The organism is Martinezella rhizogenes (genome assembly GCF_007002745.1).
GTDB lineage: Bacteria > Pseudomonadota > Alphaproteobacteria > Rhizobiales > Rhizobiaceae > Agrobacterium > Agrobacterium cucumeris.
In genome coordinates this window covers 41,040-57,698 of record NZ_SGNY01000007.1, presented here as the reverse complement: position 1 = coordinate 57,698, position 16,659 = coordinate 41,040, and the positions used below count along the sequence as shown (strand labels likewise).

17 protein-coding genes are annotated in these 16,659 nt (G+C 59.8%); 10 read left to right on the top strand and 7 right to left on the bottom strand.

Annotated elements, in window-relative coordinates:
* The first annotated feature begins 1 nt into the window (after position 1).
* The 9 genes from EXN68_RS19460 to EXN68_RS19420 all read left to right on the top strand — a co-directional run bounded on the left by EXN68_RS19460 (position 2) and on the right by EXN68_RS19420 (position 11,306).
* Complete coding sequence (locus EXN68_RS19460; RefSeq protein ID WP_142842431.1) at positions 2-703, top strand: ABC transporter ATP-binding protein; 702 nt, start codon at positions 2-4, stop codon at positions 701-703.
* A 2-nt stretch (positions 704-705) separates the two neighbouring features.
* A complete protein-coding gene (locus EXN68_RS19455; RefSeq protein ID WP_142842430.1) occupies positions 706-1,593 on the top strand; it encodes a branched-chain amino acid ABC transporter permease in 888 nt (295 codons plus the stop codon).
* A gap of 1 nt (position 1,594) precedes the next feature.
* Positions 1,595-2,599, top strand: a complete 1,005-nt coding sequence (locus EXN68_RS19450; protein WP_142842429.1) for a branched-chain amino acid ABC transporter permease — start codon at positions 1,595-1,597, stop codon at positions 2,597-2,599.
* 75 nt (positions 2,600-2,674) lie between these two features.
* Positions 2,675-4,270, top strand: coding sequence for a GMC family oxidoreductase (locus tag EXN68_RS19445; RefSeq protein ID WP_142842428.1), 1,596 nt, complete (start codon positions 2,675-2,677; stop codon positions 4,268-4,270).
* A gap of 13 nt (positions 4,271-4,283) precedes the next feature.
* On the top strand, positions 4,284-5,168 hold the full coding sequence (mmsB, locus tag EXN68_RS19440) for a 3-hydroxyisobutyrate dehydrogenase (protein ID WP_142842427.1): 885 nt from the start codon (positions 4,284-4,286) through the stop codon (positions 5,166-5,168).
* A complete protein-coding gene (locus EXN68_RS19435) occupies positions 5,165-7,120 on the top strand; it encodes an acetoacetate--CoA ligase (protein WP_142842426.1) in 1,956 nt (651 codons plus the stop codon). Before mmsB ends, EXN68_RS19435 begins: the two co-directional genes overlap by 4 nt.
* Positions 7,121-7,124: 4 nt before the next feature.
* On the top strand, positions 7,125-7,910 hold the full coding sequence (locus EXN68_RS19430; RefSeq protein ID WP_142842425.1) for a 3-hydroxybutyrate dehydrogenase: 786 nt from the start codon (positions 7,125-7,127) through the stop codon (positions 7,908-7,910).
* 613 nt (positions 7,911-8,523) lie between these two features.
* On the top strand, positions 8,524-8,865 hold the full coding sequence (locus EXN68_RS19425; RefSeq protein ID WP_142842424.1) for a flagellar basal body-associated FliL family protein: 342 nt from the start codon (positions 8,524-8,526) through the stop codon (positions 8,863-8,865).
* A 104-nt stretch (positions 8,866-8,969) separates the two neighbouring features.
* Positions 8,970-11,306, top strand: coding sequence for a glucose/quinate/shikimate family membrane-bound PQQ-dependent dehydrogenase (locus tag EXN68_RS19420; protein ID WP_142842423.1), 2,337 nt, complete (start codon positions 8,970-8,972; stop codon positions 11,304-11,306).
* Between the two features lie 77 nt (positions 11,307-11,383).
* On the opposite strand, the gene EXN68_RS19415 is transcribed toward EXN68_RS19420, so the two are convergent.
* A complete protein-coding gene (locus EXN68_RS19415) occupies positions 11,384-11,884 on the bottom strand; it encodes a YciE/YciF ferroxidase family protein (protein ID WP_142842422.1) in 501 nt (166 codons plus the stop codon).
* Between the two features lie 175 nt (positions 11,885-12,059).
* Between EXN68_RS19415 and EXN68_RS19410 the strand changes: the two genes are divergently transcribed.
* Positions 12,060-12,545: an MgtC/SapB family protein gene (locus tag EXN68_RS19410; protein ID WP_142842421.1), complete on the top strand. Its 486-nt coding sequence runs from the start codon at positions 12,060-12,062 to the stop codon at positions 12,543-12,545.
* 7 nt (positions 12,546-12,552) lie between these two features.
* Here EXN68_RS19410 and EXN68_RS19405 read toward each other — a convergent pair whose 3' ends face one another.
* Genes EXN68_RS19405 through EXN68_RS19380 form a run of 6 tightly spaced genes read right to left on the bottom strand, consistent with a single transcriptional unit; the run spans position 12,553 to position 16,428 of the window.
* Positions 12,553-13,779, bottom strand: a complete 1,227-nt coding sequence (locus tag EXN68_RS19405) for an NAD(P)/FAD-dependent oxidoreductase (protein WP_142842420.1) — start codon at positions 13,777-13,779, stop codon at positions 12,553-12,555.
* Between the two features lie 19 nt (positions 13,780-13,798).
* The gene (locus EXN68_RS19400) at positions 13,799-14,209 is read right to left on the bottom strand and encodes a TIGR02588 family protein (protein WP_142842419.1); all 411 of its coding nucleotides are present in this window, start codon (positions 14,207-14,209) and stop codon (positions 13,799-13,801) included.
* 7 nt (positions 14,210-14,216) lie between these two features.
* Positions 14,217-15,077 (bottom strand): TIGR02587 family membrane protein, encoded by an 861-nt coding sequence (locus EXN68_RS19395; protein WP_142842418.1) that lies wholly within the window; start codon positions 15,075-15,077, stop codon positions 14,217-14,219.
* A gap of 52 nt (positions 15,078-15,129) precedes the next feature.
* Positions 15,130-15,570, bottom strand: a complete 441-nt coding sequence (locus EXN68_RS19390) for a PPC domain-containing DNA-binding protein (protein ID WP_142842417.1) — start codon at positions 15,568-15,570, stop codon at positions 15,130-15,132.
* 57 nt (positions 15,571-15,627) lie between these two features.
* Entirely contained in the window at positions 15,628-16,188 is a 561-nt protein-coding gene (locus tag EXN68_RS19385) for a type 1 glutamine amidotransferase domain-containing protein (protein ID WP_142842416.1), read from the bottom strand.
* An 18-nt stretch (positions 16,189-16,206) separates the two neighbouring features.
* Positions 16,207-16,428 (bottom strand): hypothetical protein, encoded by a 222-nt coding sequence (locus EXN68_RS19380; protein ID WP_142842415.1) that lies wholly within the window; start codon positions 16,426-16,428, stop codon positions 16,207-16,209.
* Positions 16,429-16,659 lie beyond the last annotated feature (231 nt).

The window sequence follows — 16,659 nt, the reverse complement described above, 5'->3', positions numbered from 1 at the left end:
TATGGCGGCAATGCTCGAAGTCTCCAACCTGAAATCCTGGTATGGCGAAAGCCAGGCCCTGCACGGCGTCGATCTGACGGTCGGCGAGGGTGAAACCATCACCATTCTCGGCCGCAACGGTGTGGGCAAAACCACGACGCTGCGCACCATCATGGGCATCATCCGCAACCGCAAGGGTGTCATCAAGCTCGGCGGCAAGGATATGATGCCGGTGCCGCTGCATCGCACGGCAAAATACGGCATCGGTTTCGTGCCGGAAGAACGCGGCATCTTCGCAACGCTGAGTGTCGAGGAAAACCTGAAGCTGCCGCCCGTTGTCGCATCCGGCGGCATGACGCTCGATGAAATCTATGAATTGTTCCCCAATCTCCATGAGCGCCGCATGAGCCCCGGCACCAAGCTTTCCGGCGGCGAGCAGCAGATGCTGGCCATGGCGCGCATCCTGCGCACCGGCGTGAAGGTGTTGCTGCTTGATGAACCGACGGAGGGGCTTGCACCCGTCATCGTGCAGCGCATCGGTGAAGTGCTGCAAAAGCTGAAGAGCCGGGGCATGACCGTGGTTCTGGTGGAGCAGAATTTCCGTTTCGCAAGCCGCATTGCCGACCGCTTCTACCTGATGGATCATGGCCAGATGGTCAGCAATTTTCCGGTGGGCGAGCTTTCCGGCCGCATGGGCGAACTCAATAAAGTGCTGGGGGTTTAACGATGACGATGATCTTCGGCATTCCAATTCAGGCCCTGCTCGGGCAATTGCTGATCGGCCTTATCAACGGCTCGTTTTATGCGCTGCTGTCGCTCGGCCTTGCCGTCATTTTCGGCCTGCTGCGCGTCATCAATTTTGCGCATGGGGCGCAATATATGCTCGGCGCTTTCGTCGCCTTTCTCGGCCTGCAATATTTCGGCATCAATTTCTGGGCAGCGCTGGTGGTGACACCGCTCGTCGTTGCGCTTTTCGGTGCGATCGTCGAACGCCTCCTGCTGTCGCGGCTTTATGATCTCGATCCGCTTTACGGGCTGCTCTTCACCTTCGGCTTGGCGCTTGTGGTGGAAGGCACGTTCCGCTGGCTTTACGGCGCTGCCGGCCAGCCCTATTCGGTGCCGCGTGAGCTTGCCGGCGGCACCAATCTCGGCTTCATGTTCCTGCCGAATTATCGCGCCTTCGTTGTCGTCATTTCGCTGTTTGCCTGCCTTGCCACCTGGGCGCTGATCGAAAAGACGCGGCTTGGTTCCTATCTGCGGGCGGCGACGGAAAATCCGACGCTGGTGCAGGCTTTCGGCATCAACGTGCCGGTGCTGCTGACGCTGACCTACGCATTGGGCGCCGGCCTTGCAGGCTTCACCGGCGTGCTGGCGGCGCCCATCTATCAGGTCTCGCCGCTGATGGGCACAAACCTCATCATCGTGGTCTTCGCCGTAGTCGTCGTCGGCGGCATGGGGTCGATCATGGGAGCCATCGTCACCGGTTACATGCTCGGCATCGCCGAAGGGCTGACCAAGGTGTTTTACCCTGAGGCCTCCAACATCGTCATCTTCGTCATCATGGCCTTTGTGCTGCTCATCCGCCCCGCCGGACTTTTCGGAAAGGACGCCTGATATGTCCAAAGCCACCCATACCACCGCCGGTGCGATGCCGCAGACGGAAGTTTCGACGACTGCCGGAACCATCAAGACCGTGCTCATTCTGGCGGGGCTTGCCGTGCTCATCGCCGCGCCGATGTTCGTCTACCCGATCTTTCTGATGAAGCTCCTGTGCTTTGCACTGTTTGCCTGCGCCTTCAATCTGCTGATCGGTTACACGGGACTGCTGTCCTTCGGCCATGCGGCGTTTTTCGGCGGTGCGGCCTATTTCACGGCCTATTCGGTGAAGGAATGGGGCGTGACGCCGGAGATCGGTCTTGTGATCGGTATGGCGGGTGCTGCCCTTCTCGGCCTCGTCATCGGCTTTTTCGCCATCCGTCGTCAGGGCATCTATTTCGCCATGATTACGCTCGCGCTGTCGCAGATGTTTTATTTCTTCTGCCTTCAGGCGCCGTTTACCCATGGCGAGGACGGGTTGCAGGGCGTGCCGCGCGGCCATCTCTTCGGCCTTCTCGATCTCAACGCACCACTCAACATCTATTACACGGTGCTGGCCGCCTTTGTTCTGGCACTGTTGGTCATCTGGCGTTTCGTCAACTCGCCCTTCGGCATGATCCTGAAATCCATCCGTGAAAACGAGCAGCGTGCCATTTCGCTGGGCTACAGCGTACAACGTTACAAGCTCGGCGCCTTCGTCATGTCGGCGGCGCTTGCCGGGCTTGCGGGCGGTCTGAAGGCGCTGGTCTTCCAGTTCGCCACGCTGACCGATGTGACCTGGCAGATGTCCGGCGAAGTGATCCTGATGACGCTGCTCGGCGGCATCGGCACCATGATCGGCCCGATTTTTGGCGCGGGGCTGGTGGTCACCCTGCAGAACTATCTCGCGACATCGGATTTCCCGGTCACCATCATTACCGGCCTTGTGTTCATGGCCTGCGTTCTGGTGTTCCGGCGCGGTTTGATCGGTGAATTTTACGCGTCGCGGCTCGGGAGAAAACTCGGCTTCCAGCACCGCGGCTAGACATTTTTGAAAAACACTTGAGAGGCCTCCCCCGCGTCCGGGACGACGCGGCAAGGGCGGCGTATGGAGAAGAGCATGGGCGAATATGACTATATCGTCATCGGAGCGGGGAGTGCCGGATGCGTTCTCGCCAACCGCCTTTCGAAGGACCCGAACAACCGCGTGCTGCTTCTGGAAGCGGGAGGCAACGACAATTACCACTGGATCCATATTCCGGTCGGTTATCTCTATTGCATCAACAACCCGCGCACCGACTGGTGTTTCAAGACGGCGGAAGAGCCGGGCCTTAACGGCCGCGCGCTGATCTATCCGCGCGGCAAGGTTCTGGGCGGCTGTTCCTCCATCAACGGCATGATCTACATGCGCGGCCAGGCGCGGGACTATGACGTCTGGCGGCAGCTTGGCTGCGAGGGCTGGGGCTGGAGCGATATCCTGCCCTATTTCCTGAAGTCGGAGGATTTTTATCGCGGCAAGAGCGATCTGCATTCCGCCGGCGGCGAATGGCGGGTGGAAAAAGCCCGGGTGCGCTGGGATGTGCTGGATGCCTTCCAGAAGGCGGCGGGCGAAGCCGGTATTCCCGCGACTGACGATTTCAACCGGGGCGACAATGAGGGTGCCGGTTATTTCGATGTGAACCAGCGCTCTGGCTGGCGCTGGAACACGGCGAAGGCGTTTCTGAAGCCGGCGCTTGGCCGCAAGAACCTGACGGTTTTGACCAAGGCCCACGTCAAGCGGCTTATCATCGAAGAAGGCCGGGTTACGGGTGTCGAGTTCCACCACGACGGCGTTCTGAAAAAAATGCGGGCGCGGCGCGAGACGGTGCTTTCCGCCGGGGCAATCGGCTCGCCGCATGTTCTGGAGCTTTCCGGTATCGGCCGTGGCGATGTGCTTCAGGCCGCCGGTATCGACACCGTGGCCGAGGTTCAGGGCGTGGGAGAAAACCTGCAGGATCACCTGCAACTGCGCATGGTCTATAAGGTCTCCGGTGTTCTGACGCTGAATGAAAGGGCTTCCACCCTGTTCGGCAAGGCGAGGATCGGCCTCGAATATGCGCTGACCCGCTCCGGGCCGATGTCGATGGCACCGAGCCAGCTCGGCGTCTTCACCCGTTCTTCGCCGGAAAAGGAAACCGCCGATCTGGAATATCATGTCCAGCCGGTTTCGCTCGACAAGTTCGGTGATCCGGTTCACACTTTTCCTGCCATTACCGCAAGTGTCTGCAATCTGCGGCCGGAAAGCCGCGGCTCAGTGCATGTGAAAGGACCGGATTTCGCCATGCAGCCGGAAATCCGCCCGAACTATCTTTCCACGGAAGGCGACCGCCAGGTGGCCATCGATTCCATGCGGCTGACGCGCCGCATCGTCGCCCAGCCGGCCTTTGCCCGGTTCAAGCCACAGGAATACCGGCCCGGCCCGTCCTTTGAAAACGATAATGATCTCGCCAGGGCGGCGGGCGATATCGGCACCACCATTTTTCATCCCGTTGGCACGTTACGCATGGGGTCGGATGTCGAAAGCGTTGTCGATAACAGGCTGAAGTTCCGCAGGCTTGCGGGGCTGCGCGTCGCGGATGCCTCCATCATGCCGCGGATCACATCCGGAAATACCAATTCGCCGACGATCATGATTGCCGAAAAGGCTGCCGACATGATCCTTGCGGATAATCGTTGAGAGGAACGCTCCCATGAAGACCGTCGCTTTTATCGGACTTGGACATATGGGCCTGCCGATGGCCGCCAATCTCGTCAAGGCGGGTTATACCGTGAAGGGTTTCGACCTTTCCGAAACCTGCCGTGCGGCGGCGAGGCAAGCCGGCATTCCCATTGCTGCGGATTCCGACGAGGCGACGGCAACGGCTGATGTGATCATCACCATGCTGCCGAAGGGCGAGCACGTGGTTTCGGTCTATGGTGATCTGGTACAAAAAGTCTCCGCCGGGACGCTCCTTATCGATTGCTCGACGGTGGATATGGAAAGCGCGCTGAAGGCGCATGAATTGGCCGCTTCTGCCGGTTGCCCCTCCGTCGATGCGCCTGTCTCCGGCGGCACGGGTGGGGCTTCCGCCGGCACGTTGACCTTCATGTGCGGCGGCGAGGCTGATGCCTTTTCGGCGGCAAAGCCGGTGCTGGAGGCAATGGGCAAAAAGATCGTCCATTGCGGCAAGGGTGGCAATGGCCAGGCGGCGAAGATCTGCAACAACATGATCCTCGGCATTTCCATGATCGCGGTCTCGGAAGCCTTCGTGCTTGGCGAAAAACTCGGTCTTTCGCATCAGGCGCTGTTCGATGTCGCCTCCACCTCTTCGGGGCAGTGCTGGTCGCTCACCACCTACTGCCCGGTGCCGGGGCCGGTGCCGACATCGCCTGCCAACAAGGATTACCAGCCCGGATTCGCGGCGGCCCTGATGCTCAAGGATCTGAAGCTTTCGCAGGAGGCCGCCAATGGAGCCGGGGCCTCCACCCCGCTTGGTGCAGCGGCATCGGCGCTTTACGAGAACTTCGTCGGCGAGGGCGGCGGCGCGCGCGATTTTTCCGCCATCGTCGAGATGCTGCGCGGGAGCGAAGCATGACGGACGTCGCGCCTTCCGATATTTTGTGGGTGCCGGCGAGGGAAAGGCTGGCGCGCTCGGCGCTTTTTTCCTTCGCAGAGAAAACGGCAAAACTGCACGGGGTGACCGCCGATGATTATGCCGGCCTGCTGCGCTGGTCCATCGATGCGCCGGACGCCTTTTACGATGCGCTGTGGGATGAACTCGGGATTATCGGTACGCGCGGCGAAACAGCATTCAAGGCTGGTGCGACGATGCGTGAGGCCGAATTTTATCCGGGTGCGCGGCTCAACTATGCCGAAAACCTGCTGCGCGATGCCGACGAGCGGCTGGCGATCATCGCCCATCGGGATGACGGAACGCGGCGCGAAATAAGCCGAAGAGACCTTTACGACGATGTTTCCCGTCTGGTGCAGGCGCTCGCCCATGCGGGCGTCAAGGAAGGCGATCGCGTCGGAGCGATCATTACCCATGATATCGAGGCGATCGTCAGCTATCTCGCAGTCAGCGCCATCGGTGCGATCTGGTCGTCCTGCTCGCCGGATTTCGGCCCGGCGGGCGCTTCAGACCGTTTGTCGCAGATCGAGCCGAAAATCCTGATCGCCGTGCCGGAATATGGCTATGCCGGCAAACGCATCGATGTTGGCCCGACCATCCGTGCCGTGGCGGAAAGTGCGAGGCCCGAAAAGATCGTGCTCATCGGTGATGCGGTTCCTTCCGGCCTTGCCGATCTCGGCTGCGTGACGCTCTCGGATTTCGTCGCGCCATATAAGGCGGGGGAGATTGCCTTCAACCGTCTGCCGATCAAGGCGCCGCTGGCGATCCTTTATTCCTCAGGCACGACAGGCAAGCCGAAATGCATCACCCATTCCGGCGGCGGGCTGCTTCTTCAGCACATGAAGGAGCAGAAGCTGCAATGCGATATCCAAGAAGGGGAGCGCTTCTTCTATTTCACCACCTGCGGCTGGATGATGTGGAACTGGCAGATCTCCGGTCTGGCGCTTGGCGCAACGCTCGTCACCTATGACGGCAATCCCGGTTATCCCAACCCTGCGCGGCTGATCGACCTCATCGACGCGGAACGGATCGCCACCTTCGGCACCTCGGCAAAATTCATCGATGCCTGCCTGAAGGCCGGGCTGAAACCGCGTGAAAGTCATGACCTGTCCTCGCTGAGGACGATCCTTTCCACCGGCTCGCCGCTCATCCCGCAATCCTTCGATTATATCTATCGCGACTGGAAGGCGGATGTGCATCTCGCCTCCATTTCCGGCGGCACGGACATCTGCGCCTGTTTCCTTGGCGGCAATCCGCTGCAGCCGGTTCATCGCGGTGAATTGCAGGGCGCGATGCTCGGCATGGATATCGATACGCTTGACGATGAAGGCCGTTCCGTTCGCGGCGTTGCCGGTGAGCTGGTCTGCCGCAATGCGCATCTCTCCATGCCGGTCAAATTCTGGGGCGATGAGGATGGTTCGCGGTATCAGGCCGCCTATTTCGACCGTTTCCCCGGCATCTGGGCGCATGGCGATTTCGCTGAACTGCGCCCATCCGGCGGATATGTCATCCATGGCCGTTCGGACACGACGCTTAATCCCGGCGGGGTCCGCATCGGTACGGCCGAAATCTACCGACAGGTGGAAACCGTGCCTGAAGTCGAGGAGGCGATTGCCGTCGGGCAGGATATCGACGGCGACCAGCGGGTCATCCTCTTCCTGCGCATGAAGGGTAGTGCGGCCTTGACGGAAGAGCTGGAAAAGACCATCCGCAGTCGCATTCGCTCGGGCGCGACGCCGCGGCATGTGCCGGCAAGGATCATTGCCGTCAGCGCCATTCCCCGCACCCGTTCCGGCAAGATTTCCGAAATCGCGGTGCGCGACACCATCCATGGCCGGCCGGTGAAGAATGCCGATGCGCTTGCCAACCCGGAATCGCTCGAGCTTTTCCGCAACCTGCCGCAGCTGAAGGACTAGGTCGATGGAGGACCAACCGAAAACCGTGCTCGTCACCGGTTCCACCAGCGGCATCGGGCTCGCCATCGCCAAACGTTTCGCCGAGGCGGGCTATCTGGTCGCGGTGCATGGCATAGAGACGCCGGAAGAGGCGACGCAGGCCCTGGAGATGGTTGCGAAGGTGGCACGGCACAGGCCGGTGTATTTTTCGGCCAACCTCGCAAACTACGACGAAAGCGCCCATCTGCCGGAAACCGTCATCGCCGAATTCGGCCATATCGATGTGCTCGTCAACAATGCAGGCATCCAGAAGGTCGCGCCGATCGATGAGTTCGATTTCGCCGATTTTTCCCGCATCGTCGCCATTTCGCTCGACAGTGCCTTTCACACCATCCACGCCGCCTTGCCGGGCATGAAGGAGAGGGGCTGGGGCCGCATCGTCAACATCGCCTCCGCCCACGGCCTGCGCGCCTCGCCCTTCAAGGCGCCCTATGTGGCGACCAAACATGCGGTGGTGGGGCTGACGAAAAGCGTGGCGCTGGAAGTCGCCGAACGCGGCATCACCTGTAATGCCATCTGCCCTGGTTATGTCTGGACCCCGCTCGTTGCCGCGCAGGTCGCGGATCAGGCCCGGGTGCATGGCATGAGCGAGGAGGATGTGGTGAAAAAGGTGATGCTTGCGCCGCAGCCGACCCGGCAATTTGTGCAACCGGAAGAAGTGGCGGAAATGGCGCTTTATCTTGCCGGCGACATGGCGCGGTCGATCACCGGAACGACTATTTCCATCGACGGCGGCTGGACCGCGAAGTAGTTTCTGCCGGCATGTCCCGCAAAGCCGCTTCGCTTCCTCCCGGCTTTATTCTGCGATTTTCCACTTTATAGCTGTGTGGGGCGCTGAAACGCGACGATACAGGCTGCTGAACTGACACCTTGTGGCGTATTATTAGCACAATCTGACTATTCTCTGCGGTTGTAGCGCAATAGGGGGTGCACATTAACGGCGAACATGCCACAGTGAGGGCATTGTTTTTAATTGATCTATTTTTCTGATAGTTATGATGTTGAGAATTTTTACTTTTCTGGAGATTCTGCCGGTATGGCGCAGCCGTCGCCTTGAGGCAAAAAAATATCGGGCTGCCGGCGGTCATTCCGAATTTGGTGGGGTGCGACCGCCTGCGCGGTTGAACCAGACCCCCGACACTGCGAGCGCTGGAACCGTCCCGGACAAGCCGGGCGAAACGGTGGATGCCCGGCGGACAACCTCCTGGCTGGGGCTCAGGCAAAGCTTCAGTGAAATCGAGCGGCGGCCGCTCCGGATCTCGATATGCCTTGTCCAGCCGAGTGTAACTGAAGGCTCTCTCTTCTCTCTGGAACCAAACCGTGACCCTGCGGATTAAATTCACAGGTTACAGGGAGTAAAAGATATGGCCAGAGAAAATGCCAGCTATCTCCACGGTCGGGACGCTCCGAAAACGGAGACGGCAACCCAGGCGCGGCAGGGGTCCAGAGGACGGCCGGTTCTTGTCATACTGATTGTCAGTGTTCTTCTCGCGTTGGTCGTCTGGGCGGTTGTGGAATATTCGGTTTTTGAGCCGGATGAAAACCGTCCGCAAAGCACGCAGACCGAGACGGCACCCGTGCCGCAGCAGCCTTCCGGCTCCGGCAGCTTCGACAACAACCCTGCAAATGGCGGTGCTGCACCTCCCGCTTCGACGGATACGAATCCGACGCGTCAGGACTCGACGGGAGCGCCACAAAACCCCTGACGACCATGACGTGAAATTTTTCACGACAAATGAATAGTTTGTGTGGAACCAGATTGGCCCCGATTTCATTTCACCCAAAGTGACAGGAATCGGGGGTTTCATTCATGGCAGTCACCGTCACTGCAGTTATTCTCACGCTGATCGGCCTTGCGCTGTTTGGTTTCGGCTCCCAGCTGGTGATGCTGGGCGGCAGTTTTTATTATGTCCTTTCCGGGCTGGCTTTTCTGTTGACGGCTATTTTGCTGTTTCAGCGCAATCGCGCAGCACTCCACGTCTATGCCGTCTTCATTGTCGCGACACTTGCCTGGGCGGTCTGGGAAGTCGGTTTCGACTGGTGGCAGCTCGGCCCACGTGGCGGTATCATCATTCTCATCGGCGTTTGGATGCTGGTGCCCTGGGTCAGAAAGCCGCTTGGTTTTTCAAGCCCGACCGGGCTCAGCTACGGCCCCAATGCCTGGCCGCTTGTGTTATCGGTTCTCGCTTCCATGGCCGTGGCCGGATACTCGATGGCGCAGGATCCGCACGACCAGGCAGGTTCCCTGCCTCAGGAAATTGCGTTGGCGACGCCCGATTTGGGCGGCAACGTGCCGGATGCGGACTGGCATCAATATGGCCGCACGCCCTATGGCCAGCGTTATTCACCGCTGACCCAGGTGAATGTCGACAATGTCTCGCAGCTGAAGGAAGCCTGGCGTTACCAGACGGGCGACGTGAAGCTACCCGACGATGTCGGCGAAACCACCTATCAGGTGACGCCGCTCAAGGTCGGCAACACGCTTTATATCTGCACGCCGCATAACTGGGCGATTGCCATCGATGCGGCAACCGGCAAGGAAAAGTGGAAATACGACCCGAATGTCGGTCTCAATCCCGACCGCCAGCACCAGACGTGCCGCGGCGTTTCCTATTATGCCGAGCCGAATGCGGCTCAAGGCACGGCATGCGCAGAGCGCGTCTACCTGCCGACGTCGGATGCGCGGCTGATCGCGCTTGATGCTGCGACCGGTCAGGTCTGCACCTCCTTTGCCGATCAGGGTGTTCTGCATCTCGAACAGGGCATGAAGTACAATCCTGCCGGTTATTATTATTCGACCTCGCCGCCCGTCATCGCGGCGGGCAAGATCATCATCGGCGGCGCGGTAAACGACAATTATTCCACGCAGGAACAGTCCGGCGTCATCCGTGCTTTCGATGTGAACAGCGGTGCCCTGATCTGGAACTGGGATTCCGGCAATCCGGAAAAGACCGAGCCGATTGCGGCGGGCGAGACCTATACCACCAACTCGCCGAACAGCTGGTCAGTGCTGAGCTATGACGAAGGCCTCGGCCTGGTTTATGTCCCGCTGGGCAATCAGGTGCCGGACCAGCTTGGCATGGGCCGCAGCGAGAATGTGGAGAAATATTCCTCCTCCATTGTCGCGCTCGATATCAACACCGGCAAGGACCGCTGGGTTCGCCAGACGGTCCATCACGATTTATGGGACATGGACGTTCCGGCGCAACCGGTGCTGCTCGACATCACCAAGGACGGCCAGAACGTGCCGGCCCTTGTCGGACCCACCAAGCAGGGCGACATCTACGTTCTCGATCGGCGCACTGGCGAGCCGCTTCTGCCGATTACGGAAGAGCCGGCGCCGGGCGGTGCGATCCCTGAAGACTTCACCTCCCCGACGCAGCCGACGACGGCCCTGTCTTTCAAGCCGGAGCCGCTGAAGGAAAAGGACATGTGGGGCGTCTCCATGTTCGACCAGCTCGCCTGCCGCATCCGCTTCCATCAGCTGGACTATAAGGGCCGTTATACGCCGCCGTCGCTTAATGGCTCGATCATCTATCCGGGCAATTTCGGCACCTTTAACTGGGGCAGCGTGGCGGTCGATCCGGAACGTCAGGTCATGTTCGGCATGCCGACATATCTCGCGTTTACCTCGCAGCTCGTGCCGCGTGCTGACATCCCCCCGAAGGGGCAGGATGAAAAAGGCAGCGAACAGGGCCTGAACCGCAATGATGGCGCACCCTATGGCGTGTTCATGGGGCCGTTCCTCGGCCCGTTGCAGATCCCCTGCCAGGCGCCGCCATGGGGTTATGTCGCGGGTGCCGATCTGCGCACCGGCGATATCGCCTACAAGCACAAGAACGGCACGGTCTATGACATGACGCCGCTGCCGCTGCCCTTCAAGGTGGGCGTGCCCGGCATTGGCGGGCCGATGATCACCAAGGGCGGTGTGGCCTTCCTCGGTGCCGCTGTCGATAACTTTCTGCGCGCTTACGACCTCACCACGGGCAAACAGCTGTGGGAAGCGCGTCTGCCAGCCGGTGGCCAGGCAACGCCAATGACCTATGCGCTGGAAGGCGGCAAGCAATATGTGGTGATGGTTGCGGGTGGCCATGGTTCCGTCGGCACCAAGCCGGGCGACTATGTGATCGCTTATACGCTGCCGTAAAACGCGACAGCTTCAGGTAAATAAAAAACCGGAATGGGAGACCATTCCGGTTTTTGCTTGTGCGGTCGAAGCGGTGATCATGCCGCCTTTTTCTGAGCCGCAGCATTGATCGAGGTCTTGGCGAGCGAGGTCAGTGCATCGTCGGTTTTGGTTTCTTCCTTGAGCGTGGCATCCAGCAGTGAAACCGCCTTGGTGTGGCCAAGCTTTTCCGCCCAGGCTTTCAGCGTGCCGTAACGGGCGATTTCATAATGCTCGACGGCCTGGGCCGACGAAATGAGACCGGCATCGAGCGCGGCAGTGCCCTTGAACTCATCAATGATCTCTTCGCCCTCGGCGATAATGCCCTGAATGGCTTCGCAGGTCTTGCCCTGTGCCCGCTTGCCGATGACTTCGAACACTTCCTGCAGGCGCTCCACGTGACCCTGCGTTTCTTCCTTGTGCTTTTCAAACGCCTGTTTCAGCTTCGGGTCGGTCGCCGCCCGGGCCATTTTCGGCAGGGCTTTGAGGATCTGCCTTTCGGCGTAATAGATATCCTTCAGCGTGTCGTAAAACAGGTCGTCGAGTTTCTTCTCGGCCATTGTTCCTTCTCCCATGGTGTGAAAAATTCATGATGTGCGCCCATGCGCACGGGAGGCAAACCTTTCGCCGCCCCTATGGTTCCGGCTCCGTTGCGCGCAACGTTTATATTGCCGCGCGGAACCAACCGGCCTTCCCGAACTTACTGGTGATGAAATTTCGGGAGGAGACGCGACAGTGCCCCAGAGCCTTGCAGAAGAATTTTCCATGAATGTTTCCATGCCTTTCGAGGTGCTGCTGGTGCGCGTGTTCGGCGCGGTCATTCTGTGCGGCCTGATCGGGCTGGAGCGGGAATTTCACAAGAACACCGCCGGTCTGCGCACCAACATGCTGATCGGCCTTGCCGCCGTCACCTTCTGTGTCATCACCATCCACATGATGGAGACGATGGCGGAAGGCCATGAGGCCGCACGGCTCGATCCCATCCGGCTGGTGGAGGCCGTGACGGCCGGCATCGCCTTTCTCGCGGCGGGTGTGGTCGTTTATACCAAGGGTGATGTCAAAGGCCTGACGACGGGGGCGAGCATGTGGCTTTCGGCCGCGATCGGCCTCTCTGCCGGGCTCGGCATGTGGCCGCTCGCGCTGTTAGCCGCTGGCGTCGGCATTATCGTTCTCTGGACGCTTCGCCGCATGCAGGTGGCCACCGGTATCAAGGAAGACTGACCGGGCATCAACCGAAGCGGAAAAGATCGGCGTCTGGGTCCTTGCCGCCATTAACGGCGGCGGCGACGATTTCGGCGGCGATCTGGCTGAAGGTGATGCCGTTGCCGCCAAAACCCATGACGGCATAGACATTCTTCATGCCGGGAACCGCGCCGATCAGCGGCAGGCCGGTGGTGGTGGTGCCAAACGCCGCTGCCCAGCGATATTCCGGTTCGCCGATATCGACCCCGAGCAGTTTTTCGATCTTGCTGCGGATAATCTTCGTTTTAGTGGCCAGCTTGCGCTCCGACTGGAAGGAGGTAGGATTTTCCTCATCTTCGCCGCCAGCAATCATGCGTCCGTTTCGATCGGTGCGCAGATAAAGATAGGGGTCGGAAGCTTCCCAGACGATGTGGCTCTTCAGCCAGTCCGGCAGCTCAAGTCCTTCCCTGCTCGCCAGGGCCCAGGTGGAAATGATCTGGTGTTTCGGACTTTCGAGCATTTTCAGGAATTGATATCCGGTGCAGAAGACGACATTGCGGGCGGACAGGATTTTGCCCTCAGCGGTCGCAAGGACCACCTCGTCACCGAGATTTCTAAGATCGGTGATTTCAAGCTGTGAGACAATTTCAGCGCCTGCACCCGCCGTGTGGCGCAACAGGCCCGCCGTCAGCTGCGCGGGGTTGGCGGAGGCCGAGATGTCGCTGAGAATGGCGGCGGTCCGCTCCAGGCCATATTGTTCTTTCAGTTCCGCAGCGCTGAGGAACCTGGCCTCGATGCCGGCCTCCCCGCGCGCAGCCGCTTCCGCCTTCAGCGCACGCGACCCCATTTCATCTCCGGCAAGATAAAGTGCCTGCTTGCGCGCCATGCTGCAGGAGATGCCGAGCGACGTGACGATTTCTTCGAGACGCAAGACGGCGCGGGCAGAACGCTGCCATGCCCTGTCGGCGGCATCCTTGCCCATCATCTTTCTGAGTTCCGTCAGCGGCGTGTCGATCTCGTGCTGGATCATCGCGGTGCTGGCCACGCTGCTGCCCATCACCGGTTCTCTCTTGTCGATGATCAGCATGGATTGCCCCGGGCGATGCAGCGCGTGCGACACCAGCGCGCCGCTTATGCCGGCACCGACGACGATCGTGTCATAACGGTCGGCTTTTGGCGTCGTTCCGCTGCGGATGCCGATGCGTGGGCTATCGGCCCAGAGCGGCTTTGAATCCCTGAGATCGCGTTCTTTCGTCAGTTTGGATGTCGGCATGAAATAGTCCTGAAAGGTCTTACGGCTCGGTATAGCCGGAGACGTTGAGATTGAGTGTGCCGCGGCGGGGATCGTTGCGGAAGAAAAGCGTGCCGGCGTCCTTTGATTCCGAAGCGACATAATCGAATGTCACATCAGCGCTTTCCTGCATCGTGCCGTCTTGCTGCAGCTCGCCGCGCACCTGCACCTGCGCTGCCGTCGTCATCGAGAGATTGCGGATATCGAACTTCACGCGGTATGGAACGGACTGCCCCTCCACGCTGGTGACGGCTATTTCGAAACGGGCATCCTCCGGCTGGTAACGATAGATATCGTAGGCGATCCAGCCGAGCATGGCCGCGACGAGAAGCGTGCAGATCGCGCCTGTTACCCATTCTATCCAGTGGGGATCGGAACTTTCGGTGTGTTTGTTACCCTTCGATGTCGTCATCTTGTCCTCACAGGATCAATCGGGCGGAGGCCGCGCCGATCGAAGCCGGGACGCCCAGAATGACGGCGGCGCTCATGATCTGCGACAGCGACGTATGGTCGAGACGCTCGAAGGTCCAGAGCGTGTAGATGCTGATGGCGATGGCGATGACATAGCCCGGCAGGGTAAAACGGATGAAGGATTGCCACCAATGCTGGCCCTCATGCAGCTGGTGAGAGCCCTTGAAATGAAGCGCATAGACAAAGCCGTGCATGATGGCGATCGACAGCAGGCAAAGCGCCAGAATGTGATAGGGCGTCACCTTGTAGGCGATCAGGATCATCTCTTCCGTCGGCGCGACATTGAGGTTGAGAAAGAGCGCTCCGACCATCATCATGAACAGTTCGTGCAGATAACCGGTCTTGCCGGAATATTCGCCGTCCTCTTCGTCCTGCGCATCCGAATGCTGGCCGAGCTGACTGCGGCCGAGCAGCGCGCCGATGCTCGCCGGAACGGATTGCAGCGCAATCTTGGTGATGATGGTGGAGACGGTCATCTGGTCGTTCAGGATACCGAACAGCAGCAGCACAGCGGCGCTTACGGCTATGCCGAGCCCATAGGCCGTGATCGCGTCACGCAGCGCCTGGCCCCAGGAATGAATATTCTCAAAGCCGATGCGGCGGGCGAGAAGCAGCAGCAGCGGCAGGTTGAGGATGCAGAGCAGCAGCAGCCGCCACGGATTGATGTAAAGACCGAGAAACCACATTTCCATGGTCATCAGCATTGGCAGTGCAAACAGCAGAGCACCCGCCGTGCCACGTGCCAGACCGGTGAGAAACTGTCTGACCTCATCGTCACCGGTGTCTTTTCGATTGATTGCTGCCGCCATGCCGCCCCTCACATGGGGGAATAACGCAATGGTGTTTTTCCGGTTCCGCCGTTTATTTGGCGGGATCGATAAGGGCGATACCGAATTCCGGGCGATAGCTGCGCCGCAATTCCGCGGGTGTTTCGCGGATGACCACTTCAAGCGTTGGTCGCACCACGCCCTTCAAAAAATGGCCGCCCCTGGTGGATCCATCGGCAAAGCCCAGAACCACATGCAGATGGGGATTGGGGTCATCGTTTTCATCAAGGGTAATGTCGCCGAGCAGGCTCAGAACCTCGCTCTGCTGGGTGACCGGTATTTCCTTGTACTCCCGCGTCGAAAGATCGAAAAAGGCGAGGGTTGCCGTTGCAAAGGCACCGATGGCCGTCACCGAAGCGGCGTTGATGTTCTCGGCCGCGGCAAAACGCCGGATGGCCTCGAAGGCTTCTTCCTCCGGCTCGATGACGAGAATGAAAGTGCGCTCCGCGCCGCTCGCCAGCAATCTGCTTTTCATCGCTCTCTCCCAATAAAAGTGCCGCCGGAAACCGGCGGCACGGGGTGGTAAGGGCCTTCAGGCGGCGCGGCGCTCGTGGCGGCCTTCCTCAACCTCTTCGACGATTTTCGCAACGAAGGCGTCAAGGTCCTCGGGACTGCGGGAGGTGATGATGCCCTTGTCCGTCACCACCTTTTCGTCCTTCCAGTTGGCGCCGGCATTTTTCAGGTCTGTCTTGATCGACCAGTAAGAGGTGGCGTCACGACCGCGCAGGGCGTCCGCTTCCACCAGCAGCCAAGGCGCATGGCAGATGGCAGCCACCACCTTGCCGGATTTGACGAAATCGCGCACCACGCGCATCGCATCCTCATCATGGCGCAGAATATCCGGGTTGATCTGGCCACCCGGAAGAACCAGCGCGTCGAAATCATCCGATTTGACGGTCTTGGCGGAAAGATCCACCGCGATGCTGTCGCCCCAGTTCTTTTCATCCCAGCTCTTGATTTCGCCCGTTTTGATCGAAGCGATCTTTACATCGGCACCTCTGGCCTTCAGCTGATCGTAGGGCACCCTGAGTTCCGAGCGCTCATAGCCGTCGGTTGCAAGAATGACGATTTTTGCAGCGTTGATTGAAGTCATGTCTGTCTCCTTCTGTGTTCAGTCGTCCTTGTCCGAATTCACGGAGGGCAGGAAAAATTCCACGTCCTTGCGGCGTTCGGCCTCGAGATTTTCGATGTGCGTTTGCCAGAATGTCTCGGCGTCTGCCGGTTCCTGATCCCATTGGCGCACGAAGGTCTTGTTATCGTCGATCATCACCTGACGTGTGCCGCCAAGTCGCAGATATTCTTCCGCAAGTTTGCGCGTTTCGGTCTTTTCCATGTCGCAGCTCCTTGTGCGCGGAAAGTGGGGACGGAGGGACGCCGGATGGGTAAGAAGCTCGACTGCCGCTTCGTTGGCCACCGGGAGAAAACGGAAAAATCCCGATGTTCTTCGGCACCATCGCGTCCGTTTGACACGGCGGCCCTCCTGCCAGAACAACGTGAGCTTTCCGCTATGGTTCCGCAGTTTTTCAGGCGGTGTGCGTGCAGGGGGCAAATGTATCGTGCGCAA